Below are 24,752 nucleotides of genomic sequence, written 5' to 3'. Positions count from 1 at the left end.
CCCGAAGGCCGTCATCCCGCACGCGGCGTCGCTGCATCAGGCTTGCGCCCATTGTGCAATATTCCCCACTGCTGCCTCCCGTAGGAGTCTGGGCCGTATCTCAGTCCCAATGTGGCCGGTCGCCCTCTCAGGCCGGCTACCCGTCGAAGCCACGGTGCGCCGTCACCGCACCGTCAAGCTGATAGGACGCGACCCCATCCCGTACCGGTAAGACCCTTTCCCAGAAAACCATGCGATCAACTGGAACATCCGGCATTACCACCCGTTTCCAGGAGCTATTCCGGAGTACGGGGCAGGTCGGTCACGCATTACTCACCCGTTCGCCACTCTCACCCACCAGCAAGCTGGCAGGATCCCGTTCGACTTGCATGTGTTAAGCACGCCGCCAGCGTTCATCCTGAGCCAGAATCGAACCCTCCACAAAAAAACATTGCAGAAAGACATCGACAGATGACTCTCATTAAAAACAATTGACGGAACCTCTAATAAGGAAAGAGGTTCGCACAAAAACCCCGACCCTCTTCAACGCCCCTCGGCGACTCCAGGAAAACCCCGAAGCGAGAATCGGACTGGCAATCATTGACTATAAAGAAGTAAGTAGTACAACACACTCTTGAGTTCTCAAACCACCACACACACTGAACCAACCCGGAAACCAACCAACAGGAAGCACCCGGACCTCTCAGCGGCAGCGAGTGATTAACTTACACCAACCCCCACCACAACGCAAACCCACCCCACAACAACACCCACAAAACCCCAGGAAACACAACACTCCCACGGCGTGTCGCAACACCACCGAAACACCACCCAAACCACACCACCCGACCACCCTCCGACGCGCTGCGCGCGCCACCTCCCGCCAGCGGGAGGAAACCGGCACACCCCCGGCTCCGCCGGGAGCCCCGCCAACAGAAGAGGCCAGGAACGACACCCACCGACGAGGAGGCATCAGACAGAGTCAGACAATCACCAAGTGAGTTTGCGAATCATGCTGTGGGTGTCCTGCCACCAGAGGCGGAGGCGGTTGCGGGGGTTGCTGGTGAACGGGTCACCGAGCAGCATGTGGGCTCCGGGCGATGGTGAGATCCATCGGTACGCCAGTCGGATGCCGACGATCGCCGACGCTTCCAAGACGACAAGCGCCAACGCACCCGTCACTCCCTCCATCCATGGAATCGTCGCCTGACTCCCGTCCCCCAACCGCACCGCCACCTGTTCCATGATCCGTGTGCCCCATGAGGACAGCCATGCGCATAGACGCCCCACGTCCATGTTCATCCATGCGACCGCGAGCCCTGCAAGCCCGGTCATCGTGGAGAACGCGACCACGGGCGTGACGAGGATGTTCGCGGGCACCGACCATATCGGCAGCTGCGGTTCCATCAGCATCTGGATCGGCAGTGTCGCCATCTGCGCGGCGACGGTCATGGCCAACGCGTCGGCGAGCGCGTCGGGCAGCAGCAACGCCATGACATCGGCCATGGGCTGCGCCATCAGGATGATGCCGAGCACGGCGGCACAGGACAGGGCGAATCCGAAACTCCATGCCAGAGCGGGATTCGTCAGCAGCATGACAATCACGATGACGCATAACGCGCTCAACGCCTGCGCGCGCCGTCCGACGAACAAGGCGGCGGCCGACAACCATCCCATGGCCAGTGCGCGGGTGACGCTGTCGCCGGGCGCCATCAGCGCCGCCATCAGCGTCGTGGACACCACGATCAGGCATGCGACCGCCTGCCGGGGCATGAGCAGGTGGGCGCCGATCCTACGGATCAGTGCGGCGACGATGACGAAATGTCCGCCGGACACGGCCATGAGATGCATGATTCCGGCACGGCGGAAGCAATCCTCCAGTCGGCTCGCATAGGTCTCGTCGATCGGAGCGGAACCCGCCGTCGAATCCCCTGCCGAATCCCCTGCCGGATTCGATTCCGGAATTCCCACGTGATCCTGTCCGAGAAACCCCATGGTGAGTCCGGGCACGAGGATACGTCCGGAATCGTCGAGGCCATCGGTCGCGTGGAAGAAGGATTCCTGCATGCGTTCGCGCCACCGGTCGAACAATGGCTGCCGTTCGGTCATGTCGATGCCCGACACGCCCGGTTTCGCACCGGAAGCCCCGGTATCGCCCATCGTCTCGTCATCGGCTCCGGAGACGGTCAGCCAGAGCGGCGTCACGCCGAGTTCCGCCTCCCGCAGCTCCCCACTCACCTGATAGCCGGCGCCACGATGCAGTCGTCCGCAATCGGCACCCGACGCAAGAAGCCGCACCTGCGCATGCGACCACGTCGAAACGACGCCATCATCCATGGCGACGAGACGGGTCTCCGCCTGACAGTCGACGTCACGCATGGACGATGTTTCGACCGGTTCGACGACGCGCAGTCGCGCGGTGACGCGAGTAGTGCCGTCTCGTGCGCGGACCATTGCCGGATCGAACCATACGGCTGATTCCGCGGCCCATGTCGTGACGACGCCCAGCAGGAACGCTCCCACGCACACGACGATCAGCATACGGCCGATGCCCCGGCGCGCGCATCGTTCCGCCACGATCCACACGAGAAGGACGGCGATCGTCACGACGCATACGACGATGACCGGAATCGCCGAACCGTTCTCCCCGTCGAAACCGCCTTCCCCGGAATCGTTCCTCCCGGCGAACAACGCCATGCATCGGGAGAACGCCTCATGCGCAGCCAGACAGGACGTCCACAGGACGATGGCGACGGGCAGCAGTCGCCGGTCGTCACCGCCGCGTTCCAACCGTCCGTCCATCAGACCTTCACCTCCGGTCTGATCTTCTCCAGTGTCTTCGCGCCGATGCCGGGCACGTCGAGCAGCTGGTCGACGCTGCTGAACCGTCCGATCGCCGCACGATGATCGAGGATTTTCTGCGCGGTCACCGGACCGATGCCGGGTATGGCGTCGAGCTGTTCCAGCGTGGCGGTGTTCAGGTCGACGCGGGTATCCGCCGGCTGCGGCGGCTGCGTCTGCGATTGTCCCGGCACCGTGCCGGAATCGGCTGCCGCCCCGCCGCCGGACTCCCCCACGGCACCGTCCGACGTGGAATCCTCCGTCGTTCCGGAACCCTCCATCGCTCCGTTCGACGATGTTCCCCCTCCGTCGCTCCTCGACGCATCGCCGCCCGAGCCGACGGCGGACGTGCCGGACGCCGCTTCGACCGCCGCATAGTTCACGGCCTGCCGGATGAGCAGGGTGAGGCTCGCGCAGGTGGCCATCACCATGATGAGGATCATCGCCAACGCCTGCGTGGCGCCGAACCGCAGTCGCGGTCTGCCGTGGCGGGCACGGTCGGCGAGATGCTCGTCCCTGTCGCTTCCGCGCACGCCGGACAGTTCCGCGAGCACGGCTTCCGGCCGCGCGTCGTCCGTGACGGGCGGCAACGGGACCGGCGGCATGGCGGATTCCGTGTACCTGACGGCATCATCGAAACCGACGGCACCGGCGCTTCCGATGCCGTCGATGTTGCCGTATCCGTCGTGCCGGATACGGCCGTTTTCATTCCCACTATGACGAACGCCCATGCCTCCACTGTGGATGAGGCATGGGCGTCGAGTCCAACGCTCCGGCGAATGTGGATAGAGCCCTCAGGATTCTTCACATTCGCCGCAACGAGTGTCTAATTATCGCGTGTCATCGCACGTCGTCACGCGTCACACGGGACCGCGAGACGAGCGACGGCACAAGGCGGATCATTCTGCCGGGACGATCGAAACGATCTTCGGGGCCTTGACGATCACCTTGCGCGGCTCCTTGCCGCCGAGGCGGACTGCGACGGCTTCGAGCGCGAGCTTCTCCAGCTCGGCCGGGTCGATGTCCGGGGAGACCTCAAGCTTGGCGCGCACCTTGCCCTTGATCTGCACGACCGCGGTGACCGTGTCCTGGCCGACGTACTTGTCGTCGGCGACCGGCCACGGCGCGGCGGATAGGGACTCGGCGTGGCCGAGACGCTGCCACATCTCCTCGCAGATGTGCGGGGCGATCGGCGCGAGCATGAGGATCAGCGGCTCGACGGCGGCGCGCGGCACGGCCTTGAGGGAGGTCAGGTGGTTGTTGAGCACGATGAGCTTCGCGATGGCCGTGTTCGGACGCATGTTCTCCATCTCCACGGTCACTTCGGCGATCGTGTTGTTGAGGAGCTTCAGGGTCTTCACATCCGGCGCGTCTTCGCTCACGTGCGCCTCGCCGGTGGTCTCGTCGACCACGTTGCGCCACAGGCGCTGCAGGAAGCGCATGCCGCCGACCACGTTGCGCGTGTTCCACGGGCGGGACTCGTCGAGCGGTCCCATGCTCATCTCGTACAGGCGGAACGTGTCCGCGCCGTAGTTCTCGTACATGTAGTCCGGGGTGATGATGTTCTTGAGGCTCTTGCCCATCTTGCCGAACTCGCGGTTCGCGTGCTCGCCGTTCCAGGTGAACGTGGGTTCGCCGTTCTCGTCGGCCGGGCCCTCCACGACCTCGTCGGCCGGCACGTACTGGCCGCGGTCGTCGGTGTAGGCGTACGCCTGGATCATGCCCTGGTTGAACAGCTTGTGGAACGGCTCGGCGGAATCCACGTAGCCGAGGTCGAAGAGGATCTTGTGCCAGAAGCGCGAGTACAGCAGGTGGAGCACCGCATGCTCGACGCCGCCGATGTACAGGTCCACGCCGCCTTCGCGCCCCGAGTACTTGTTGTGGTTCGGGCCCATCCAGTAGTCAAACTCGTCCTTCTCGACCATGTGGGCCGTGTCGGTCGGGTCGATGTAGCGCATGTAGTACCAGCAGGAGCCGGCCCAGTTCGGCATCGTGTTCGTGTCGCGGTAGTAGGTCTTCACGCCGTCGCCCAGATCGAGCTCGACCTTCACCCAGTCCTCGTTGCGGCTCAGCGGCGCCTCGGGGTTGGATTCGGCGTCCATCGGGTCGAAGGTGCGCGGCTGGTAGTCGGGCACGTCCGGCAGGTTGATGGGCAGCGCGGAGTCGGGCAGCAGGTGCGGGGTGCCATCCTCGCCGTAGACGATCGGGAACGGTTCGCCCCAGTAGCGCTGACGGGAGAACAGCCAGTCGCGCAGACGGTAGGAGACGGTGCCCTTGCCGACGCCGGCGGATTCCAGCCACGCGTTCACCTTGGCGATGGCGTCGTCGACGCGCAGGCCGTCGAGGGAGAGCGCGTCGCCCTTCGCCTTGGTCGCTTCGACGGTCGAGTTGATGACGATGCCGTCGTGGGAGACGAACGGCGCCTTGCCTTCGTAGTTGGCGAGGTCGTCGCCGGATTCCGGCAGCGGCTTGACGGTGTAGATGACCGGCAGGCCGAACTTGACGGCGAAATCGTAGTCGCGCTGGTCGCCGCCCGGCACGGCCATGATGGCGCCGGTGCCGTAGTCCATGAGCACGTAGTCGGCGGTGAACAGCGGCAGCTTCGCACCGGTGATCGGGTTGACGGCGTACAGGCCGGTGAACAGGCCGGTCTTCTCGCCGGCCTCGTCGACGCGGTCCTTCGCGGTCTTCGATTCGGCGGCGAGACGGTACGCCTTCACGGCTTCGACCGGGGTGGCGTAGCCGCCCTTCCAATCCTCGGGGGTTTCGGCCGGCCATTCGGCGGGCACGTCCTCGAGCAGGTGGTGCTCCGGGGAGACGACGGCGAACGTGGTGCCGAACAGGGTGTCCGGACGCGTGGTGTAGATCTCCATGTCGCGCGTGCCGTTCGGGGTCTCGACCGCGAAGTGCACGGAGGCGCCGTGGCTTTCGCCGATCCAGTTGCGCTGCATGAGCTTGACCTTCTCCGGCCAGTCGATGCCGTCGAGATCCTCGATGAGGCGGTGGCCGTACTTGGTGATGCGCATCGACCACTGGCGCAGCTCACGCTGGAAGACGGGGAAGTTGCCGCGTTCGGACTTGCCTTCGGCGGTGACCTCCTCGTTGGCGAGCACGGTGCCCAGGCCCGGGCACCAGTTCACCGGGGACTTGGAGATGTAGGCGAGGCGGAAGTCGTTGAGGATGTCCTGCTGCTCGGCCTCGGTCAGGTCGCCCCACGCCTTGCCGTCCGTCTCGTGGCCGGGGATGGCTTTCTCGCCGTTCTCGAACTTGGCGACGAGTTCGGAAATCGGTCGGGCGGAGCCCTTCGTGCCGGACGGGTTCGTGGCGTCCTCGTCGTACCAGGAGTCGTAGATGCGCGAGAAGATCCACTGGGTCCAGCGCACGTAGCCGGGGTCGATGGTCGCGAAGGTGCGGCGGTCGTCGAAGCTCAGGCCCATGCGGTGCAGCTGGCGCGACATGTTCGCGATGTTCTGCTCGGTGGTGATGCGCGGGTGCTGGCCGGTCTGGACGGCGTACTGCTCGGCGGGCAGGCCGAAGGCGTCGTAGCCCATGGCGTGCAGCACGTTCTCGCCCTTCATGCGGTGGTAGCGGGACACCACGTCGGAGGCGAGGTAGCCGAGCGGGTGGCCCACGTGCAGGCCCTTGCCGGACGGGTAGGGGAACATGTCCATCGCGAAGTAGGAGGGGCGCCCCTCGGCGTTGCGGCCCTTGCCGTCCTTCAGGTCGCCGGAGACGTTGGCGGCCCAGAAGGTGCCCTCCTCATCCCACTTCTTCTGCCATTTGTTTTCGATGTCCTGCGCCAGAGCGGCGTTGTAACGGAACTTCGGTTCGGTCTCACTCATACCGCACGATAATACACGCGGGGAGCCCAATCGGCGGCCGGAGGCGGCTTCTCTGGACAGTCGGAGGTCCGTGTTCCGCCGCGTAACCGCATACGCCCGGTTTCCGCGGCTGTACGGCACGGGAATACGCCGGGCAACCACGGAATACCCCGGAATCGCGTCAACCGGCAGGTATTCGTGCCGCACGACCGCGAAACGGCGCATTCCGCCGGTACCCGGCATGAAAGAGCTAGTCGGCCTCATCCTTTTTCACGTATGTGACCTCGAATTCCTTGACCTTCCGCAGCTTCTGCAGACGGACCTGCGGGTTGAGACGGTTGCCGTCGTAGTACTGGTAGATGTCGAGTCCGCGGCCGAGTATCACCCGCCATCCGGTATCGGCGACGATGGAACGGTCGTGACCGGTATCGCTGAATTCGTAGGTGAACACGATTCCCAGCTGGCCGAACATGTTCTGCACTTGTTTGAAATCCTCAAGCTGCCTGTCCATGGCCTCGGCGTCCGACGCGATGATAAGATGCACATGCACCTCATCGGCCCGATCCGTGTAGGTGAACACGGTTTCGAGGAATTCGACGAAATTGCGTATCTGATGGGTCTTGCGGATGTACGGGTCCTTGACGGTGATCCGGGAGGCGCCTGCCACATACGGCCCGAAGAGCCTGTTGTACGTCACTCCCGCACGCCCCTCGGCGAACTCAAGATGATCCGGTTTGGCCGCGGCTGCAGCGCGCTCGATCGGATTCATCAGTTTGGCTGCCGGCGTCTTTTCGACGGAATCGCCCGAACCGCCGTTCCCGGAGGACGTTGCGGGTTGCGTTTCGGGTTTGGCCGAAGGGGCTGCCCCGGCCATTGCCGTCTCCTCTTCCGGAATCTCATCGTTTCCGGCGCTCCCGGCGGGACGCTCCTCCCCCGCCAGTACAGGTCCGGATAGTCGTCCTCCTCCACCGCGTGTACGGCGATCGGGTCGGGAGAGCCGACGCGCATATAGGAGAAGTCGACTTCAGCCATGGTGGAGTCGATGCGGCACAGCTGGTCCTTGACGCGTTTGCGTCCTTCGATGGCGCAGCGCAGCAGCGGCTCCATCTCCTCCATCGTCGCCTCGCCGGACGGGTAGATGAGCTTCATGAGCCCAGAGAACGTCTTGCGCACGCCGTCCTTGTCTCGCGTGGAAAGCGTGGGCGAGAGCGCGAAGTACTTCTCGTACTTCGACGCGTAGTCCACGTCGCGCAGCGCGTCGTCGGCCGCTTTGGAACCTGCGATGCCGTCGAGTTGGTCTGCGAACTCGCCGTGCTCGTCGTGCTCGCCGCGCTAGAACACGATGCGTCCGGCGCCGGTCGTCGTGCCGTCGTATGCCGCGAACCGAGCCGCCAGCATTCGTCCAATCTGCGTGCCACTGCTCATGCGAGTTCCCTTTCCTGTGAACCACCGGCCTGCAGCCAATCCGGTATGGAGACGATATGGATGCCGTCGGAGGTGATGCCGCCTCGTGCGTGGTCGTAGGTGAGGATGAACTTGGGGAAGGAGTCGCCTACGGCTCGCAGCGGCGCAATCTCCCGTTCGAACACGTGTTCGTCGATGAGGCTTTGCGTGACCTGGTAGTAGGCGCGATGCTGATGGTTGACGGCGACGAAGTCGATTTCCGAGGTTCCCGACGACTCCATCGGCACGGCGCCGATCGACACTTGGTTGCCGCGACGCAAGAGCTCGTTGGCGACGACGTCCTCCAGCTGGAATCCAAGGTCCTCGACGGAGAAGTTGGTGGCCAGGTTACGCAGACCGGTGTCAACCGGGTAGAACTTGCGCAACGGGTTGAGCAGTTCCTTGCCTTTGAGTCCGCTCTGGCACAGCCCGTTGAGGATGTAGGCGCGTTCGAGGGCGTCGATGTAGTTCTCGATGGTGTCCTGCGAGACGCGGTAGCCGGCGCTTCTGAGCGCTCCGGTCACTTTGCGCGTCGAGAACAGGTTCCCGGATGTGGAGAACAGGTAGGCGACGAGCCGTTCAAGCATCGGCAGGTCGCGGATGCCGAGTCTCTTGGCCACGTCGTTGAGGATGACCGTGTCGAATACGGCCGAAAGCTCACGGGTGACGTCCTCCTCGTCCTGTTCCTTCAGGGAGAACAGTCCCGGCATGCCGCCGAAACGCAGGTACGTGGCGAACGCCTCGTCCACGCTGGCGTCCGGAGCGCCCGAGGACTGACGGAATGACAGGTATTCCCGGAACGACAACGGATACACGTCGATCGGGATGTACCGTCCTGCGAGCAGCGTGGCCAGATCGGATGAGAGGAAGTGGGCGTTGGATCCGGTGATGGTGACGTCCACGCCGTCCTTGGTGTGAAGCCCTCGGACCACATGCTCCCAACCGGGGACTTCCTGGATCTCGTCGAGGAACACGTAGAACGTGGCATGACGGTCGGCAGCCTCCATCGCCTCGCCGAGTTGCCGGGTGAGATCGTCTGCCGTCTGCACGGCCGGCATGCCGAACTCGTCGAACCGCTTGTAGAAGATGTTCTCCGAAGGGACGCCTTCGGCGACGAGGTGACGCATGTACATGGTCAGGATCGCGGATTTGCCGCAGCGGCGCACGCCACGCAGCACCTTGATCTGGTCGACGTCCCGGTACCGTTCAAGCAGGGCCTGATATTGCGGACGGTCATATAACGTCTTCGCCATACTGGCATCACCGTCTTTCATAGTCGACGTTTCCAGAGATGTATCGCTTCTGTGTCGATTATACTCGACACAGTATGCCAAAACTCCCGTATGCGTCGAGTATGGACGACACTTCAATGGGTTTCGCCGGTTTGTGTCAACCATACTCGACATGGACCGGCGAAGTATCGCGAACATATCGCGCACTCCGGTTGAAGTATCGCGCACTGTGGAAACAGTATCCTGCACTGGCCGAGTAGTATCCCGCACCGATTGAGCAGTATCCGGCATTATTCCACCAGTATCCGGCGCCCCTCACCACTATCCGGCATTGCCGGATAGGTATCCGGCACCCCCCCTTGCGCACGGCCCACTTTCTATTAAACAGACACAACCAATCCTGCCTCACCCATCGCCTTGAACACGTTCGAACGGAGCTTGCCCGCGGTGGCGGGGCTGAGCTCCTCCAGTTCCGGATGCCACATGGCCTTGGCGAGGATGAACCGGTCGTAGTCCCCACGTGTCACGGTCCGCATGCCCATGAGATACCGGTCACGCAGCACCTCGTCGGCGAACTCGCCCACGATGGCGTAGTAGCGGCACATCGCCACCCACATCAGCGCACGGCAATCATCCATCGGCGTCCCGGCGGCGGCCAGATACCGCAGTTCCCTTTCGGTGAGCGCGCTCAGACGCTTGAGCACCTCCCGAACCATGCGGACATTCGCCGCATGAGTGCGGATAGCGAGGACGTTCCCGTCGACGGCTTGTCGCCGGACCCGTTCGACGCGCTCCCCCAGTTCGGATTCCCGTACATGGGAATCGTCGGGGAGATCACCGGAGAAACCTCCGTCGGCTACAAACAACGCGGCGAAGATACGCCCCTGCGGGGCGAGCAGCCCTCCCACCGTGAACGAGAGACGATACCGTTGCCCCTCCCGCATGATCTCGCTACCGTACGCCCCCGGCATCAGCCCTCCTCGCTCCCATCCTTGAAATCGTCATCGGTCGCGTCCAAAAGGAACCCATATCGGCCATCGTTCGTCCGTTTGGTGAAGCGGACGATGTTGCACCGGCCTTCCAGACCGTCAAGATCGGGCATGAATTTCGTGTTGTCCACGATGAACAGCTGTCCGACCTCATTCTTGGACGCCAGATAATCGTACAAGGCTGCGGGGATGGTCTCACGCATCTCCTTGAGTTCCGGGTCCTGCTGCGGATCGTCCAAACCCAGCAACGGGGTGTCGATCATGAGGATTCCCGGATCATACGTTGCATGCGCCGACGCGAAATAGTCGTGCAATGACAGCAATAGCACGGTGTTCACGAAGGATCGGTAACCCTTGCCCTCCCTCTTCTTCTCCTTCCCGTTGACGACGACGTCGAATAGTTCACGGCTTAATCTCGCATCTTTAAGGCGTGGGAAACCGCACGCACCCAACGTGTCCAGCAGAATCCCACTCATCACATCCCAGAAATCCGATGGGTAATGCTCGAACGCGTCGAAGTCTCCCTTGGGGAACGTCATGGTCTTCCGTCGTTCGATCTCGCCTCGTACCTCATCAAGCTCGGCTTCAAGCCGTTGCCTCTCACCGCGCATGGAGATGACCGCGTTATGGTCGTCCACCTTGCCTTTCAGCTCATCCAGGCGCGACAGCAGCCTCCTTATCACGTCATCGACGGACTTCGATCTGCCGACAAGCTCACGCTCGCGTTTGACATATCGTTCCCGTTCCGCATCCAGTTCATCCATGGTCTGCATAAGACCGGCGAGCTTCGCCTGCAATAGGTCACGCTCCTCCTTACTGGGATGGATGATTTCCGTTTGCTCATCGTCGGGAAGCACCTGATTGCAGACCGGACAAATCATAGGACGCGGATACCGGTCCGTCAGCTCGAGGCCCTCCACAACAAAATCAAAGCGTTGCAGACGCGCGTTATACGACGACGCGAGTTCCTCGTATCGCCGTCTGAGCATGTCCGCCTCTGCGATATGATCCCGGGCCTCATGCAGACAGGACATGATGCGCCGTCCATCGGCCGTGGCTTTCCGCAACGACTCCTGCATCCCGACAATCTCTCCGTCCAGAGCATCAAACTCCTCACGAAGAGGTTCGGAATCGCCAGTATCCAGTGTCCTATCAATGAAATCCATACGGGAGCGGATAGCTTCCGGCCGCGTCTCCAGATACGCGATGACCGCATTGTTGTTCCGCCGTTTCATTGCCGGCGGCTCCTCGCATGATATGTCGGAGAAGCTCCGTCCGGCGATCAACGTCGCCAGCGCGGACTTGAACGCCGTATCACCGGTTTTCTGCGGTGGAAGCAGAATCGGCTCGCTTTTGCTGATGGAAGTCTCATCGGCATAGAGCGCATGCGCGAATATACGCCAGGTCAGTGCTCCACCGAGATAATCCTTGTTCCTGATGATGTTGAATCGTTCTGGATCATCGAAACCGATGAGCTTCAGCCACACATGGGAGAGCGGCAAACTATTCGCCGAAGCATTCCCGCATTTGTATGTCCCCGATTGGACCCGCGAATCGCTGCTGTCCACCGTGACATCATTATGGCCGATGCCGATGGGACGGCGAAGGGTGAGTGTTCCTTCACCGGTATCCACCGTCATGATGACGTGTGTGTATCCGTCGGAAGCCGTCAACGAGAAATCCCCGGCCTTGGAACCGAACATGTAGTCGATGCAGTGCAGCACCCACGATTTGCCGGAATTCGAAGGGCCGCATATGACGTTCAGTCCCCGCCGGAATGAGACGGTTGAATCGCGTCGTTCGGGATGCCCACCGACTGTGATGGACGTAATTGTGAACGTGGAACCCATCAATCACTCTCCTTCGCTACCGATGCGACCATCCGATTCGTGATGACGGCTATGAGCTGATCATCCGTGGCGACCCCGAACCGACTGACCACTTTCTTCGCCATGACCGCGAACCGTTTGGCGTACACGTTGGTCATCGCATTGGCGACTCGACGCCCATCACCAGTGAGCGCATAGAGACCCCCATCCTGCGGAACATAGGAGACCAGACCGCGCATTACCAGATCCTTCAACGCTTCATCCGCGAGCGTGATTCTGCGCCCGATCTCTCCGGCGGCCAGTCGATGCACACCGTTGAGATATCCCGCTCCCCCACGCCTAAAGTCCCGGCATTGACGGTCAGGGTGTCCAACGCCGCCAGACGGTCGCAGGTGACGTTCCCGTTCACGGCACGTAACAGCAGCAGCATGCGCAAGCCCGTCTCATACGGGGTGTCAAGCACCGTCCTGTACGTCATCGTCACCCCTCCCAGCCGAGCAGTCCTTCAGAGACCAGTTCATGGCAGGCTCCTTTCCTGCACCAGATATCAATCAGCCCTTCGATTCGGTTGAGCGCGATGCCATTCAACTGCACGTTGGTCGATTGCGTTAAGGTCATGAACATTCGTTTGACTTGTGTCGGATAATCGTCAAGATTCACTTCCCGGACCCCCTGTCGAATCTCCTCCAGAAACTGCCGAAACGCAGGTTCCCCCTGATCGGTGCAATCCCATGAGGTTTCCTTCAGCCATTCGGCGCTGAAGAACGCCTTACGCTGCTCTACGAAATGATCTTTGTACTTATCCGGAATATCGGATGTTTCGGGTTCCCGCCCGTGCAGGTCGGATTTCTCGCAATACGCATGAATCAACGCTTTCACATACACAAGCTCGTTCTGCTGGATATCAGCCGGAATGGCGTCCGCCTTCTCGGCGGCGGACCTGAAATCATCGCCGAGATGGATACGATTCGTCGCTTCGTCATAATAGAGCGCGCCGGTACTTTCCACTTTCCGAAGCACCGGTGACGGATGCTCAGGCGAAGACTCGAGCGAAGACACCTGATCTTTGAATCCGGAAATCGTCGCAAACACCCTATACAAGAGCGCTGCCAGCATCCGAGCTACATTACCTTTGCCAATCCGAGTATCAAATGGTCGTAATGCGGTGGCCAAATCGATGAGGACGTCCTCGCCGTAGGCTTCTTTAACACGTTCGGCGAATTGGAACTGATCCCATCGTCCGACAAGTTCGCAGGCTACTTTCCTGGACATCTTCCGGGTACCGTTCGCATACATTCTCCAAGTAGAGGCCTTCACAATGTCCAATGCCGTTTGGCCTTGATCGTCGTCTCCGCTGTCCATAAGTCCCATATCGATAAGTTGGGCGGTGAACATACCCAGATTCTGTTGTCCTTGCAGGGATGGACGCAACTTGTCCATGATCTGTTTGAAGGACACATCCGCCATCGTCGATGACCTTCCTGATACCCACGTATCAATTTGCATCAATTCGCGTCAATCCGTCACCACACGCTTTGCGAGGCTGGGAACCAGCAGAACGGAGCTGTGCAGCAACTCATCCGATTGTACGGCAAAACGTTCCGTGTCCCGTGTTCACCGACACGGGGACATACAGCTATCGCCGAAAGGAGAACAACGATGAAGACAACCATCGACGACGGATTCGCCCCGTGGCTGGTGGACGGCGCAACATTCGATGACGGTTTCCCGGTCATCGAACCATTGCCGGAGACCGTGCCGTTCCCCTCGCAACTGATTCCGATTGACAAACTGGGCAAGGGGAACGACAAGCACGGGTTCGTGCACTTCTATCTTGCCGATGTGAGGTTCCGCCCCTTCATCTCACATCTGCCGCAACGCCTCGGCACGTTACTGCAATATGATGGAGTAATCACGCCGGACTTCAGTGTCTACCGCGATGCGCCCAAGCCAGTACAAATGGCGAATGTGTATCGCAGCCGCGCGGTCGGAAGTTACATGCAACGTAACGGCATCCCCACCATCACCGATGTGTGTTGGGCGGATAAAGACACCTACGGCTTCTGTTTCAAAGGCGCCCCTCACCACAGCATCGTGTCCGTAAGCACCGTCGGCATCATGAACAAGCTTGACGAGCAGCTCGTTTTCCGCAGGGGCTTTGACCGCATGATGCAGATTCTCGAACCGACACGAGTGATCTTCAATGGAGCGATGCCGGAGGAGTTCGTTGCCGAATACCGCTCGACCACCGCATTCAAGGCATACCCGTGCTGGACCCGCATGATGAAGGAGCTGAAGGAGGATTCCAATGGGACGAGGTGACAGTGGTCAGTATTACACGTCGCATGGCAGCAACCGCGTGCACCATCAGGCGCTCATCCACTCCATCGACGGCAACTTCACCAAGAATCCACGTACCGGGAAAATCCAGAAATTCCGCAGCGGCGGCCATGGACAGAACAACATCAAGATTCTGGAGCGAAACGGCATCGAGTATCATATCGTCAAAACCTATCCCAATGGCGTCCGGGTCGGATATGTGCCCGAACATCGTTCCCGTGCAAAGCGCACAGGCATAGGACAGGCTTGGTTTCCCAAGAATTGGACGACTCGTGACATCGTCAAGGCAGGAGAGCACATCAGCCAGCTGAAGCGCAATCGAGGAACACGTGATGGCATCACCATGTGGGGAATCTGGAAAGGCGTACGCGTCGGCGTGAAAAAGACCCACGGCCAAGTCGCCACCATTTTCCCTGACATCAATCAGCCGAAGAAACCAAAACGGAAGAAAAGGAGCCACTGATGTTCGACGTCGACAAAGTACGGCGAATCATCGCAAAACGTAACGCAACCGATAACGAATGGGACGACCGCATCGAACAATGCTGGAAGAACCTGACCGATGCACTGGCTGAGGATGTCCCCGGTACCATTCGATTCCTGCTGCATGATTGCACGGACAATGAATTGTCGGCAATCAGTGAGGTCATGGAACCGCTGATCTGGGAGACACAAAGCGCTCCCCTTATCAAGGCATACCGAACGGCTATTGCTCTTCATCCGGAAGAGAATAAGCACTTCCTTCTTGATAGGAATCTCGATTCGGATATCGACATGCTGAACGACATGGCGGAAGCGCAACGACTCGTCATGTGGCGACCCACCGCAGAAGAAGTCGAACGGCTTCGTCACACCGCGTAGGCGGCCCAGCGGTTGTGGGAGTGTTCGACTTCGATGGGCATGCCGAACAGGCCGGAGAGGCGTTCGTCGGTCAGGCCCTGCTCGAGCGGGCCCGTGTAGACGATGGTGCCGGCGCCGGGGTTGCCCATCGAGTCGACGCCGTCCTCGGTGGCGTCCTCGGCGGGGATCGGCTTCCTGCCCATGATGGCGATGTGGTCGAATCCGGCGGGGATCTCCTCCAGACGGTGCGTGACGAGCACGACCGCACGGTCGGAGTTCTCCTCGCCGATGCGGCTCAGCGTGCGCATCACCTGTTCGCGGCCGCCCAGGTCGAGACCGGTGGTCGGCTCGTCCATGATGAGCAGTTCCGGGTCGCCCATGAGCGCCCTCGCGATGAGTACGCGCGTGCGTTCGCCCTCCGAGAGCCTCCACATCTCCTTGCCTTCGAGGTAGCTCACGCGGAAGTCGCGCAGCAGGCCGCGGGCGCGCTCGTATTCGGCCTCGGTGTACGTGTCGCGCCAGCGGCCGGTCACGGCGCTCAGGCCGGTGACGACCGCGTCGAGCGGATCCTCGAATTCGGGGAACTGCCGGCCCAGGTCGGCGGAGGCGAGGCCGATGCGCGTACGCAGTTTGAACACGTCGTATTTGCCGAGCTGGTGGCCGAGGATGAACACGCGGCCTTCGGACGGGAACGTGCGCGTGGCGAGCATGCCGACGGCCGTGGATTTGCCGATGCCATTCGGTCCGAACAGCACCCACCGCTCCCCCGCGCGGATCGTCAGGTTCACGTCGGTGATGATGACGCGGCGGTTGCGGCGGAATTCGACGTTTTCGAGTTGGAGTACGACGTTGTCGGCCATGCTGATCTCCTCGATGAATGGGAGTGAATAGGAAATGGAAAACTGAGGGAGAGACGCGGGTTCTCGTCGGACGCCGCGGTCTCTCCCTCCGTCACGCTTCGCGTGCCGCCTCCCTCATCGGAGGGAGGCTGTTGATGGTTTACTTGTTCTGTTCGGCGAGGACGTCCTCGTAGACCTTGACGGTGGCGTCGGCGATGGACTCCCAGCTGAACACGTCACGGGCGCGCGCGTAGCCGGCCTCGCCCATCTTCTTCGCGAGCTCCGGGTCGGACATGACCTTGTTGATCGCGTCGGCCATGTCGTGCACGAACTTGTCCGGATTAGTGGGGGTGCCGGTGCCGTCGCGCAGCTGGTCGATCGGCACGAGGTAGCCGGTCTCGCCGTCGACGACGACCTCGGGGATGCCGCCGGTGGCGGAGGCGACGACTGGCAGGCCGCAGGCCATGGCCTCGAGGTTGACGATGCCGAGCGGCTCGTAGATGGACGGGCAGATGAACGCGTCGCAGCCGTGCTCCAGCGCGGAGAGCTCGTTCTTCGGCAGCATCTCCTCGATCCAGATGATGTTGCCGCGCTTCTCGTCGAGCTCGGCGAAGGAGTTCTTGACCTCCTCCATGATCTCCGGGGTGTCGGGCGCGCCGGCGCACAGCACGACCTGGATGCCCGGATCGACGAAGTGCAGCGCCTTGAGCAGGTACGGCAGGCCCTTCTGGCGGGTGATGCGGCCGACGAACAGCAGGGTCGGCTTGCTGCGGTCGATGTGGTAGCGGTCGAACACCTTCCAGCCCGGATCGTCGTCCGCCGGAGTGGCGAAGTCGGACATGGTGATGCCGTTGTACACGACGACGACCTTGTCCGGGTCGAGGTTCGGGTACGCGGTGAGGATGTCCTCGCGCATGCCGCCGGAGACGGCGATGACGCGGTCGGCGTGCTCGTAGGCGTCCTTCTCGGCCCAGGAGCTCAGGTTGTAGCCGCCGCCGAGCTGTTCGCGCTTCCACGGGCGGAACGGTTCGAGCGAATGCGCGGTGATGACGAGCGGCGTGCCGTGCAGCATCTTCGCCGTGTAGCCGGCGAGGCAGGCGTACCAGGTGTGCGCATGCACGATGTCGGCGTCCACGTCGTTCGCGATCTGCAGGTCGACGCCGAAGGTCTTCAGCGCGGGGTTCGCGTCCTTCAGTTCGGCGGGCACATCGTAGCCGACGACCTTGAGGGAGCCCTTCGCCTCGGCGGCGTTCGGGATGGCGGGGATGTCCGCTTCGGCGCGGGGGCCGTCGAACGCGCGCACGGTCACGTCCACGCGCTCGGCGAGCACCTTGGACAGCTCCTCGGCATGCACGCCGGCACCGCCGTAGACGTGCGGCGGGTATTCGCGGGTCAGAATGTCAACCTTCATTGGTCTGCTACCTCTCTTTCCATCCGGAAAACTCAAGCACATCCAACTTTACGGCACGACATACGGAAAACGCACGACTTCCGTCGTGCGTTTCGCGTGTGTTCATGGTTCCGTCGCCGCGGCGTCTCCCCGGCCGCCCGCCGGGTCAGACGGCGGTGCCGTTCTCGTCGAGGTTCGGATTGTGCTTCGAGTCCCCGGCGGTGAAGAACAGGCTCACCACGCCGACGATGAACACGGCGGACACGGTGATGATCAGCCACATGGGACGCACGGCGCTCGGCAGCCACATGACCACGAAGAACGCGATGATGGCGAGGGCGATGAGCGTCCAACTGCCCACGCGGAACCACTGGCGCACCGAATGCGGCGCCTTGAACGCCTTCGGGTTACGGTAGTTCGGGTTGGTGGTCATCGTGGTGTCGGTCTCGGCGATGGAGCCGCCGCTCGGCTTCCACGGCCCCAGGCCCTCGCCCTCCTGCAGTCTGCGGGAACGCTCCTGCAGCTGGTATTCGTCGATCATGCCCGACCGGCCGCGGCCGCGCGTGGAATCATACTGGGAGGGCACTCCCCTGCCCCTGCGGTCGGCTTTGGCCTTGGCGCGACGTTCCGCTCGATTCGGCATTGTTGCTGCTCCTTCATAGCACTTCATTGACGGCTGCATGATACTTTACGCCATCTTATCCGTTCCTCGCGGTTCTCAGCCGTATTTTCGTGCGGCCCTCCATTTGCTGGCATTGCTCCATCCGGTCCGTCGCGAACCGCTTTCGGCCTGCCTCCGATTCGCGGGACGTTTGATAAGTTCCAGCCCGTCGCAGTCCTCTGGAACCCAATCGGCGCGATGCACGCGGAAGGCGAAGTGCTGCTCGTTGCGGGCGGAATACACCATGATCGCGCGGCCATCACGGATCAGGTCGACGATCCGTTCCCAAAGGCGGTCGCGCACCTTCGCGCTCACGTGCCCGACGAATACGCCGGCGGATATCTCCAGCAACCATCGTGTCAGATCCCCGCGCAGCCCCGTGGGGCACGCCGTCAACACTATTACGACCATTGCGACCGCCTCCTCGCGGTGTCACCATTCGTCATCGTCCGTGAACTCATCGGCCCCGTAGGAGACGCCGGCGGCCACTTCGCCGTCCTTGCCGTCCCAAAGTCCCACATGGTCTTCTCCGGTCTCGTCATCGACGGGAGATCCTTCCGTGAGCAGACCGCGGATGTCGCGCACCATGCGTTTCATGATCGACAGATCGTAGACGGCGTCCCGCATCCGCCGGCGCGTGACGGAGCCGATGTCGTCCGGCTGCGCCGCGGCCGTTTCGAACGCGACCGGAATGGACAGTTCCGCCTTGTACAGGTCCGCGACGTCGTAGACGAACGACCGTTCGTGACCGACGTGCACGAATCCCAGTCCGGGGGAGCATCCGAGCGCGACGATCGCCGCATGGGCCAATCCGTACAGGCAGGTGTGCGCCGCGGAGAGGGCCTTGTTGATCTCGTTGCCCGCTTCGAAGTCGTCATGGTCGTACGTCCGCTTGTCCCATGCCACACCGGTGCGCGCCGAACATTCGCGGTATACGCGGCGGACGCGCGCCCCTTCGCGCCCACGCAGCTGCTGCATGGTCAGCCGGCTGACGTCCTCGTCGGGGAAGCGCATCTGGTACATCCTCCGCGCCACCGCAAGCCTCGATCTCGTGTTCGACACCATTCGTGCCTGCCGCTGCAGCAGCGCGGACGAATGGGTCAGGGGCTTGCCGAACGCGTACATGCGCACGCCGCGCTCCCCCACCCAGATCACGGTGGCGCCGTTCTCCCCGATCACCGTCATCGCCTGGTGGGTGACCGATGCCCCCGGTCCCAACATCAGCACGCTCAGCGTCGCCGCGGGGACGTGCATCGTCCCCGTCTCATCGGTGACGGTGATGGCGTTGTCCGCCCGGTTGATCACGCAGTGTTCGAAGTATGCGAACGAGAGACGGTCTTCGGCTCGCACGAGTTCGCCGAGTTCGGGAGGCGGAGTGCCGGGGACCCGCCGCCCGGCGCTCATGCCTCCGGCTCCCGGATGGGAGCCACGGTCAGCAGGCCGCATCCGAACCCCTTCGCCCGGCCGATGCCGTGGCAGAGCGCATGACGGAACAGGTCGGCGTCGGTCACCACGAGCCTGCCGTCGAACACCGCGGTGGTCAGGGTCACCGTGCGGCCTTCGCGCGTGAACCGTTCCCGGTGCCGCTGGCTGACGATCACCGAGGGGTCGCCGTTGTCATCGGGAAGAATGGCGAAGCCATGCGCCTGTGCACGGGAGATCAGCCAGTCGCGCTGCTGGCCGACGGTGACATGGCCCTGGAGTTTGCCGACGATGCCTTCACCGTTCGCCTTGGGCTTGCGGCCTTTGTCGACGCGGGCCCTGCGCACCGGATTCGCCCGCAGACGGAACCGCCAGTGCTGCCCGACCGCGATGCGCGACAGCAACGGCGTGTAGTCCTTGCTTTCCCACTGCACGTGCATCGGCCATCCGGCCTGTTCGACGATATGGGTGAGATCGGGGGCCTCCGGACTGACCACGTACAGCCAGATGCTATGGTCCTGCGCCAGATTGTCCAACCGCCACAGGATGCGGCCTTCCTCGTCGTCGCGGACCGCATCGGGAGGGAATGCGCTCTCCACCGCGGCATGGGTGCGGTACGGCGATGCGATCAGCTGTCTTGCACATTCTCTGGCCATGTTCAATGGCACACGTGAAATGAACATGATGGTGGCTCCTATGCGAAGTTCATGGGGTCGTCGGCACCGGTGACGTCGAAGGTCGGCGGGGCGGAGGACGTCCCCCGGGTCGCCGTCCCATGCGCCCCTCCCCCGGTTCCGGGATTGTCGATCCGGTAGCGATGGACCGCCCGTCCCGCGTACCGCCGATCCGTCTGGCTGAACGTCACCGGCAGATCCGCCTGCGTCGCGGACGGTTCGTCCTCGGACGCGTCGCACACGATCTCCAACGTCTGGTCCGGGTATCGGCGTCGGTACCATGCCGAGGCACGCCACGGCTCCCGTTCCAGCGCCTGACGGACATCGTCATACTCATCGTGGATGCCCAAGGCGACGGGGAACGCGGGTGGGCAGGACCGCCGGCCCAGATACAGCGGCCATCGGGGCGACCGCAGCGCCTGGTCGAGCGCTTCGAGCACGGATCGCTCCGCCCCCAATGCGACCAGGAACCGCGCATCGGCCAGATAGTACCGGTAGGTCAACGGCATGGTCTTCTCGTATTCGCGGGAATTGCGTTTCCTGGTCAACGATTTCTCCGTCTGGAAATCCGTTATGATGCGTCCGCGTTGTTCGACGCGGACGCCGAACGACAGGCCCAGCAGATCCTCGATCGGATCCTCGCGGACACGTCCCTGCGCGCAGGCCAGCAGTCCGATCACCCCGCTTTTCGTCGGCTCGGTGCGGGTCTCCCTGCGCACGAACCGTGATGAATCGCCCCAGGACTGCAATGGCCCCGCGAGCTGCAACAGCAATACGCTCATGGTCACTCCCGACCGGACAGCGCCTGCGTCAGGGCTTCCTTCAGTTCGGATCGCAAAGCGGGGAACGTCACGTGCGCGCTCACCTCGTCAAGTTCGGCGACCGGCTCGTCCGTGGTGATGTTCCACGCCTGCAGCGGCTGCTCGCCGTAGGCGTCCTGAACGAGCTTGAGCTTGCGGCCGAGTCGCACGGCGGCCTGACGGGAGATCGACGATCCGGCCTCGCCTCGGACGGGGTCCTCGAATGCGTCCACGACGTTGATCGGCTGGGTGTCCCGCAGCGCCACCACACATGTCCCCGGCAACGTGCGGTTGGCGAAGGAGTTCTGCTTGCCGGTCGGCATGGAGCGGATGAACGCCTCGACGAACGCCGCCGCGCCTTCGACGGTGGCCGTCACGTCCCGCAGCTGCTCGTACAGCGAGTCGACGTCCAACGTCGCGTACCGGTACAGCGTGGACGAGTTGAATCCGACGGTGTCGATCATGGCGGCGCCGGCGTTGTCGTCCGAAGCGCAGTCGTCGACGGCGGTGAAGTAATCGTATTCGGGGGTGATCGTGTCCACGGAGATCGCGTGGGCGACCTGCGCAGAGGCGTCGGTGTTGAGGTCGGGGGCGTCGGCGAGCATACGGCCGAACAGGGCGATGTCGACGGCCTGGACGCCATGGAACACCGCTCCGACCTCCTTCTTCATCGCGGCGGACGGTTTGCCCGATACATCGGTTCCGGAATCATGCCATCCGATCGCCACGTCGGCCAGCCGCTCGATCTCACGGTACGCGATGAAGATCAGATATTCGGTGGACAAAGTGCCTTTGTCCTTGCCGGCACGATCCGATTCCTTGACGTCGACGCCGGTCGCCTTCAGCGCGTATTGCGCCAATGACTCCGCGTCATCGGCGAGATCGGGCCTCTTGGCGACGATCGCGTCGCGGATCAGAGAGACCGCGCCCTTGGTGCGCACGCCGAGCCGGCTGGAATCCAGCAGGTCCTTGAACATTTCGCGTATGGCGCGCTTCCATGCCTGCGAGGAGACTCGCGAGCGCAGCGTGCCGCCGTAATGGGCGGTCTTCGGGCTGCCGGTGTCGTCGCGGTTGATGTTGCTCGGCGGCACGTTCTGCAGGTCGTACAGGTCGATGTACATGGTGGTCCTTCCTTCGAGTGTTTTCGTTCGGTTGTCGTTGGGTTTCGGAGAGCTTCGATCGACGATTCAGGCGTCGTGGCGCTGCGTCGTCGCACCGGTGCCGGAGTAGTAGTCCATGCTCCAACGCTGGAACACCTCGCTGCAGGCTTCCGGGAATTGGATCTGATAGAGGTCCTGGGCCAGGGAGCGGTAATCGAGTGTGATCGTCCCGTCGCCGGCCGACCGCATCAGCATGATCAGCGCACGCACGCTGCGCACCACGCCGTTGAAGTCCGGTGCCGCTTCGGCGGCGGAAAGACGGCGGCGGACGCCTTTCGCATGTTCCATGTCGGGATCGATGAGGCGACATGCGCGGCCGAAGGTCATGCGGATCTTGTCGGCATCCTTCGCGTCCTGCGCGACCCCATGACGTCTGGACTGCTGATGGCACGCATACAGTTCCATCGCAGCCCTCGCCGCGCGGACCGCGGCGGGATCCTCCTCTCCGGAAGGCAACGATCGCCCCCAGCCTTCGAACAGATCCGAACCGACCGTCATCCATGCCGGCGCTCCCCCATCGAGGTCACGGCGCAGTCTGGCGAGCGCGGCACGGGATTCCGGCGTTCCTCCGTCCCGCTTGGTGTACTCGTTCTGGAGTTTGAAGATCCTGCGATTGACGAAGTACCCTAGTTTTCCCGCCACGTCACGGGAGAAGTATCGTCTCATCGTCATGCTCCTTTCTTGTCCGCCGCGGCATTCGCGGACAGTCTGCCCAAGGTCTTGTTCAGTCCGCCCAGGAACAGCGACCGCGCGCGAGCGGCGGTCATCATGCCCATACGACCCGTGTCGTGCTCGTCGAACGCCAATACGCTGCTGTCGGACAGATAATCGCTTCCGATGGCGAGCAGCATGCGATGCACGTCGTCGAGCCATTCGTCACGGTAGGTTTCATAGTCTTTGTCCGGGGTGAAGCCGGCCAGTCGATCGCGGAACAATCCGTCGAGACGCGCATAGGCGTCTTTCCTGACACGTTCCGAAGCCGCTTGCGACCGTCCGCCGGCCATACGGTTCCCGGCTGCCGACCGCAGATTATGCACGTAGTTCGTCAGCATGACATCCACGGCTTCACGTGTCTTGCCGATGACATGCACGGCGGCGCCGATGGCCGCGTAATCCTTGCGGGCGAAGGCCAACGGCAGCTGCAGTACGTCATCGATCCCGGTCTCGTACACACTGCTCTGGGTGCCGTAGGTCATGCCCTGGGCACGGATGGAGAACACCGACAGCAGGTGGGCTCCGACGTCCAGGCAACCTTCGCGTTGCAGCTCCTCGACCCATCGGACGACGCCGGGACGCAGATCCGATTCGCCCACCGCGACCATAGGGGCCAGACCACGCCAAAGCGCCTTGCCTGCATCATGGGTGACCGGCATGAGCGGCGGGGAGGACAGGCCGAGTTTCTTCTGCTGCGGCACACTGAGACGCCAAGCCGTCATCTTCTCGCATTCGTCGGTGTTGTATGGCGCGATGACGTCGCCATAGCAGTTCACGATGCCGATGATGCGGCTGCCGTCCTCATTCGGCACCAACCGCAGCCGCCGGGACTGGAAGGTCAGCGCGTCCACCGGGCCGGTGAAGGATGTGCGCACCGTAATATCGGGGCCCGACGACTCCTCGAACTCCCATGGAGGCACATCATCCTCGTTGCCGAACATCCTCACCGAAGCGTTCCCGGCATCATACAGGCACCAGTTCAGCATCAGCGTTCGGAACAGATTGTCTCCCTCGACCGTCACCGGCCCCAGGACACCCAGCCATCCGGTGCCCGCCATGCCTTTGGGCGCGTATACTTTCCCTTTGTTGACATGCGTGTTGCCGACCACCGGCGTCTTGATGCCGGCGGTGTCGTACGCCTGCAGGAACACGAGGCAACGGGCCGCTTGGGCGAGATCGATGGACTCCAATGATTCGGACGACCGCATGGAGAACAGGAACTTGTCCGGTTTCGGCACGTCCGCGATCATCTCGCCGATGGGGTCATGCTCCTTCTTGCCGCCGTATGTCAATCCGGGAACCTGATAGAAGGGACGCTCCGGATCCAGCAGGTAGAACCGGTCATGGAACTCACTGAAGTAGTCTTCGAGAGGATTCATATCGAATGCCCCGTCTTCCCACAATCCTCTCCATAGGTCCCTCATCCGCCCACGACCGGCTTCCGGATCGCAGTACGCGCAATACAGCATCGCCAGCAACAGGCGTTCCAGCGGCACGGTCTGCTGCGGGAGATCGCCGGAGATCGAACGGATACGCGGGGCATCACGGAAAACGTCACGTATGGAGAGTTCCCTGATACCGCCATCCGCAAACACACACGGCATCCAAGGCTCATCAAGAAGGTTGAAGCCTCTTACATGAGAATCGCCGGTCATGGTATTCCACCGATCCTTCCCGCCGTCTTCGATGACGACTCCTCGGGCTGGCTGCGACATATTTAAGGGTAATTCATCCTCACGCACAAGTCAACGTGAAAGAGCGAGATAATGTAGTAAACA

General features: G+C 62.3%; 24 protein-coding genes and 1 rRNA gene. 3 read left to right on the top strand and 22 right to left on the bottom strand.

Annotated elements, in window-relative coordinates:
• From Uis4E_RS08785 to Uis4E_RS08730, 12 genes are all read right to left on the bottom strand, one after another.
• Nucleotides 1–424, bottom strand: a 16S ribosomal RNA gene (locus tag Uis4E_RS08785); the annotation flags it as partial.
• A gap of 545 nt (nt 425–969) precedes the next feature.
• A complete protein-coding gene (locus Uis4E_RS08780; protein WP_101622791.1) occupies nt 970–2,781 on the bottom strand; it encodes a ComEC/Rec2 family competence protein in 1,812 nt (603 codons plus the stop codon).
• Nucleotides 2,781–3,551: a ComEA family DNA-binding protein gene (locus Uis4E_RS08775; RefSeq protein ID WP_101622790.1), complete on the bottom strand. Its 771-nt coding sequence runs from the start codon at nt 3,549–3,551 to the stop codon at nt 2,781–2,783. The genes Uis4E_RS08780 and Uis4E_RS08775 overlap by 1 nt, the downstream gene beginning before the upstream one ends.
• Before the next feature lie 168 nt (nt 3,552–3,719).
• A complete protein-coding gene (gene leuS, locus Uis4E_RS08770) occupies nt 3,720–6,662 on the bottom strand; it encodes a leucine--tRNA ligase (protein ID WP_101622789.1) in 2,943 nt (980 codons plus the stop codon).
• 229 nt (nt 6,663–6,891) lie between these two features.
• Nucleotides 6,892–7,338, bottom strand: a complete 447-nt coding sequence (locus tag Uis4E_RS08765) for an MIT C-terminal domain-containing protein (RefSeq protein WP_165784928.1) — start codon at nt 7,336–7,338, stop codon at nt 6,892–6,894.
• Between the two features lie 71 nt (nt 7,339–7,409).
• The gene (locus tag Uis4E_RS08760) at nt 7,410–7,886 is read right to left on the bottom strand and encodes a BREX system Lon protease-like protein BrxL (RefSeq protein WP_243394494.1); all 477 of its coding nucleotides are present in this window, start codon (nt 7,884–7,886) and stop codon (nt 7,410–7,412) included.
• 176 nt (nt 7,887–8,062) lie between these two features.
• Nucleotides 8,063–9,337 carry an ATP-binding protein gene (locus tag Uis4E_RS08755; RefSeq protein ID WP_101622786.1) on the bottom strand — a complete coding sequence of 425 codons (1,275 nt, stop codon included), beginning with the start codon at nt 9,335–9,337 and terminating at the stop codon, nt 8,063–8,065.
• 359 nt (nt 9,338–9,696) lie between these two features.
• Nucleotides 9,697–10,287, bottom strand: a complete 591-nt coding sequence (locus tag Uis4E_RS08750) for a DUF1819 family protein (protein ID WP_101622785.1) — start codon at nt 10,285–10,287, stop codon at nt 9,697–9,699.
• Nucleotides 10,287–12,155 (bottom strand): ATP-binding protein, encoded by a 1,869-nt coding sequence (locus tag Uis4E_RS08745; RefSeq protein WP_101622784.1) that lies wholly within the window; start codon nt 12,153–12,155, stop codon nt 10,287–10,289. Before Uis4E_RS08745 ends, Uis4E_RS08750 begins: the two co-directional genes overlap by 1 nt.
• Nucleotides 12,155–12,445: an ABC-three component system middle component 2 gene (locus tag Uis4E_RS08740; RefSeq protein WP_341476283.1), complete on the bottom strand. Its 291-nt coding sequence runs from the start codon at nt 12,443–12,445 to the stop codon at nt 12,155–12,157. Before Uis4E_RS08740 ends, Uis4E_RS08745 begins: the two co-directional genes overlap by 1 nt.
• The gene (locus tag Uis4E_RS08735; RefSeq protein WP_101622782.1) at nt 12,385–12,612 is read right to left on the bottom strand and encodes an ABC-three component system middle component 2; all 228 of its coding nucleotides are present in this window, start codon (nt 12,610–12,612) and stop codon (nt 12,385–12,387) included. Before Uis4E_RS08735 ends, Uis4E_RS08740 begins: the two co-directional genes overlap by 61 nt.
• A gap of 2 nt (nt 12,613–12,614) precedes the next feature.
• Complete coding sequence (locus Uis4E_RS08730; protein ID WP_101622781.1) at nt 12,615–13,601, bottom strand: ABC-three component system protein; 987 nt, start codon at nt 13,599–13,601, stop codon at nt 12,615–12,617.
• A gap of 192 nt (nt 13,602–13,793) precedes the next feature.
• Between Uis4E_RS08730 and Uis4E_RS08725 the strand changes: the two genes are divergently transcribed.
• From Uis4E_RS08725 to Uis4E_RS08715, 3 genes are read left to right on the top strand one after another with little or no spacing between them, the layout of a single operon-like run.
• Nucleotides 13,794–14,456 (top strand): DUF4417 domain-containing protein, encoded by a 663-nt coding sequence (locus tag Uis4E_RS08725; protein ID WP_101622780.1) that lies wholly within the window; start codon nt 13,794–13,796, stop codon nt 14,454–14,456.
• The gene (locus tag Uis4E_RS08720) at nt 14,443–14,937 is read left to right on the top strand and encodes an EndoU domain-containing protein (RefSeq protein WP_101622779.1); all 495 of its coding nucleotides are present in this window, start codon (nt 14,443–14,445) and stop codon (nt 14,935–14,937) included. The genes Uis4E_RS08725 and Uis4E_RS08720 overlap by 14 nt, the downstream gene beginning before the upstream one ends.
• Nucleotides 14,937–15,335 carry a hypothetical protein gene (locus Uis4E_RS08715; RefSeq protein WP_101622778.1) on the top strand — a complete coding sequence of 133 codons (399 nt, stop codon included), beginning with the start codon at nt 14,937–14,939 and terminating at the stop codon, nt 15,333–15,335. The genes Uis4E_RS08720 and Uis4E_RS08715 overlap by 1 nt, the downstream gene beginning before the upstream one ends.
• Here the strand turns inward: Uis4E_RS08715 and Uis4E_RS08710 are convergent.
• The 10 genes from Uis4E_RS08710 to casA form a co-directional block, all read right to left on the bottom strand.
• The gene (locus Uis4E_RS08710; RefSeq protein WP_101622777.1) at nt 15,323–16,174 is read right to left on the bottom strand and encodes an ABC transporter ATP-binding protein; all 852 of its coding nucleotides are present in this window, start codon (nt 16,172–16,174) and stop codon (nt 15,323–15,325) included. The two genes, Uis4E_RS08715 and Uis4E_RS08710, sit on opposite strands and share 13 nt — an antisense overlap.
• A gap of 139 nt (nt 16,175–16,313) precedes the next feature.
• Nucleotides 16,314–17,564 (bottom strand): glycogen synthase, encoded by a 1,251-nt coding sequence (glgA, locus tag Uis4E_RS08705; RefSeq protein ID WP_101622776.1) that lies wholly within the window; start codon nt 17,562–17,564, stop codon nt 16,314–16,316.
• Between the two features lie 145 nt (nt 17,565–17,709).
• Nucleotides 17,710–18,186 (bottom strand): DUF2975 domain-containing protein, encoded by a 477-nt coding sequence (locus Uis4E_RS08700; RefSeq protein ID WP_101622775.1) that lies wholly within the window; start codon nt 18,184–18,186, stop codon nt 17,710–17,712.
• A 75-nt stretch (nt 18,187–18,261) separates the two neighbouring features.
• Entirely contained in the window at nt 18,262–18,615 is a 354-nt protein-coding gene (cas2e, locus tag Uis4E_RS08695; protein WP_101622774.1) for a type I-E CRISPR-associated endoribonuclease Cas2e, read from the bottom strand.
• 21 nt (nt 18,616–18,636) lie between these two features.
• Nucleotides 18,637–19,608, bottom strand: coding sequence for a type I-E CRISPR-associated endonuclease Cas1e (gene cas1e / locus Uis4E_RS08690; protein ID WP_101622773.1), 972 nt, complete (start codon nt 19,606–19,608; stop codon nt 18,637–18,639).
• On the bottom strand, nt 19,605–20,309 hold the full coding sequence (cas6e, locus tag Uis4E_RS08685; protein WP_101622772.1) for a type I-E CRISPR-associated protein Cas6/Cse3/CasE: 705 nt from the start codon (nt 20,307–20,309) through the stop codon (nt 19,605–19,607). Before cas6e ends, cas1e begins: the two co-directional genes overlap by 4 nt.
• 11 nt (nt 20,310–20,320) lie before the next feature.
• Entirely contained in the window at nt 20,321–21,082 is a 762-nt protein-coding gene (cas5e, locus tag Uis4E_RS08680; protein ID WP_101622803.1) for a type I-E CRISPR-associated protein Cas5/CasD, read from the bottom strand.
• Between the two features lie 2 nt (nt 21,083–21,084).
• Nucleotides 21,085–22,221 (bottom strand): type I-E CRISPR-associated protein Cas7/Cse4/CasC, encoded by a 1,137-nt coding sequence (gene cas7e, locus Uis4E_RS08675; RefSeq protein ID WP_101622771.1) that lies wholly within the window; start codon nt 22,219–22,221, stop codon nt 21,085–21,087.
• Between the two features lie 66 nt (nt 22,222–22,287).
• Complete coding sequence (gene casB, locus Uis4E_RS08670) at nt 22,288–22,932, bottom strand: type I-E CRISPR-associated protein Cse2/CasB (protein WP_243394490.1); 645 nt, start codon at nt 22,930–22,932, stop codon at nt 22,288–22,290.
• Nucleotides 22,929–24,629 (bottom strand): type I-E CRISPR-associated protein Cse1/CasA, encoded by a 1,701-nt coding sequence (gene casA / locus Uis4E_RS08665; protein ID WP_101622769.1) that lies wholly within the window; start codon nt 24,627–24,629, stop codon nt 22,929–22,931. The genes casB and casA overlap by 4 nt, the downstream gene beginning before the upstream one ends.
• Nucleotides 24,630–24,752 lie beyond the last annotated feature (123 nt).

Origin of the sequence: Bifidobacterium parmae (assembly GCF_002860365.1) — a bacterium.
GTDB lineage: Bacteria > Actinomycetota > Actinomycetes > Actinomycetales > Bifidobacteriaceae > Bifidobacterium > Bifidobacterium parmae.
The sequence above is the reverse complement of the archived record's forward strand: the minus strand, read 5'-3'. Positions and strand labels throughout refer to the sequence as shown.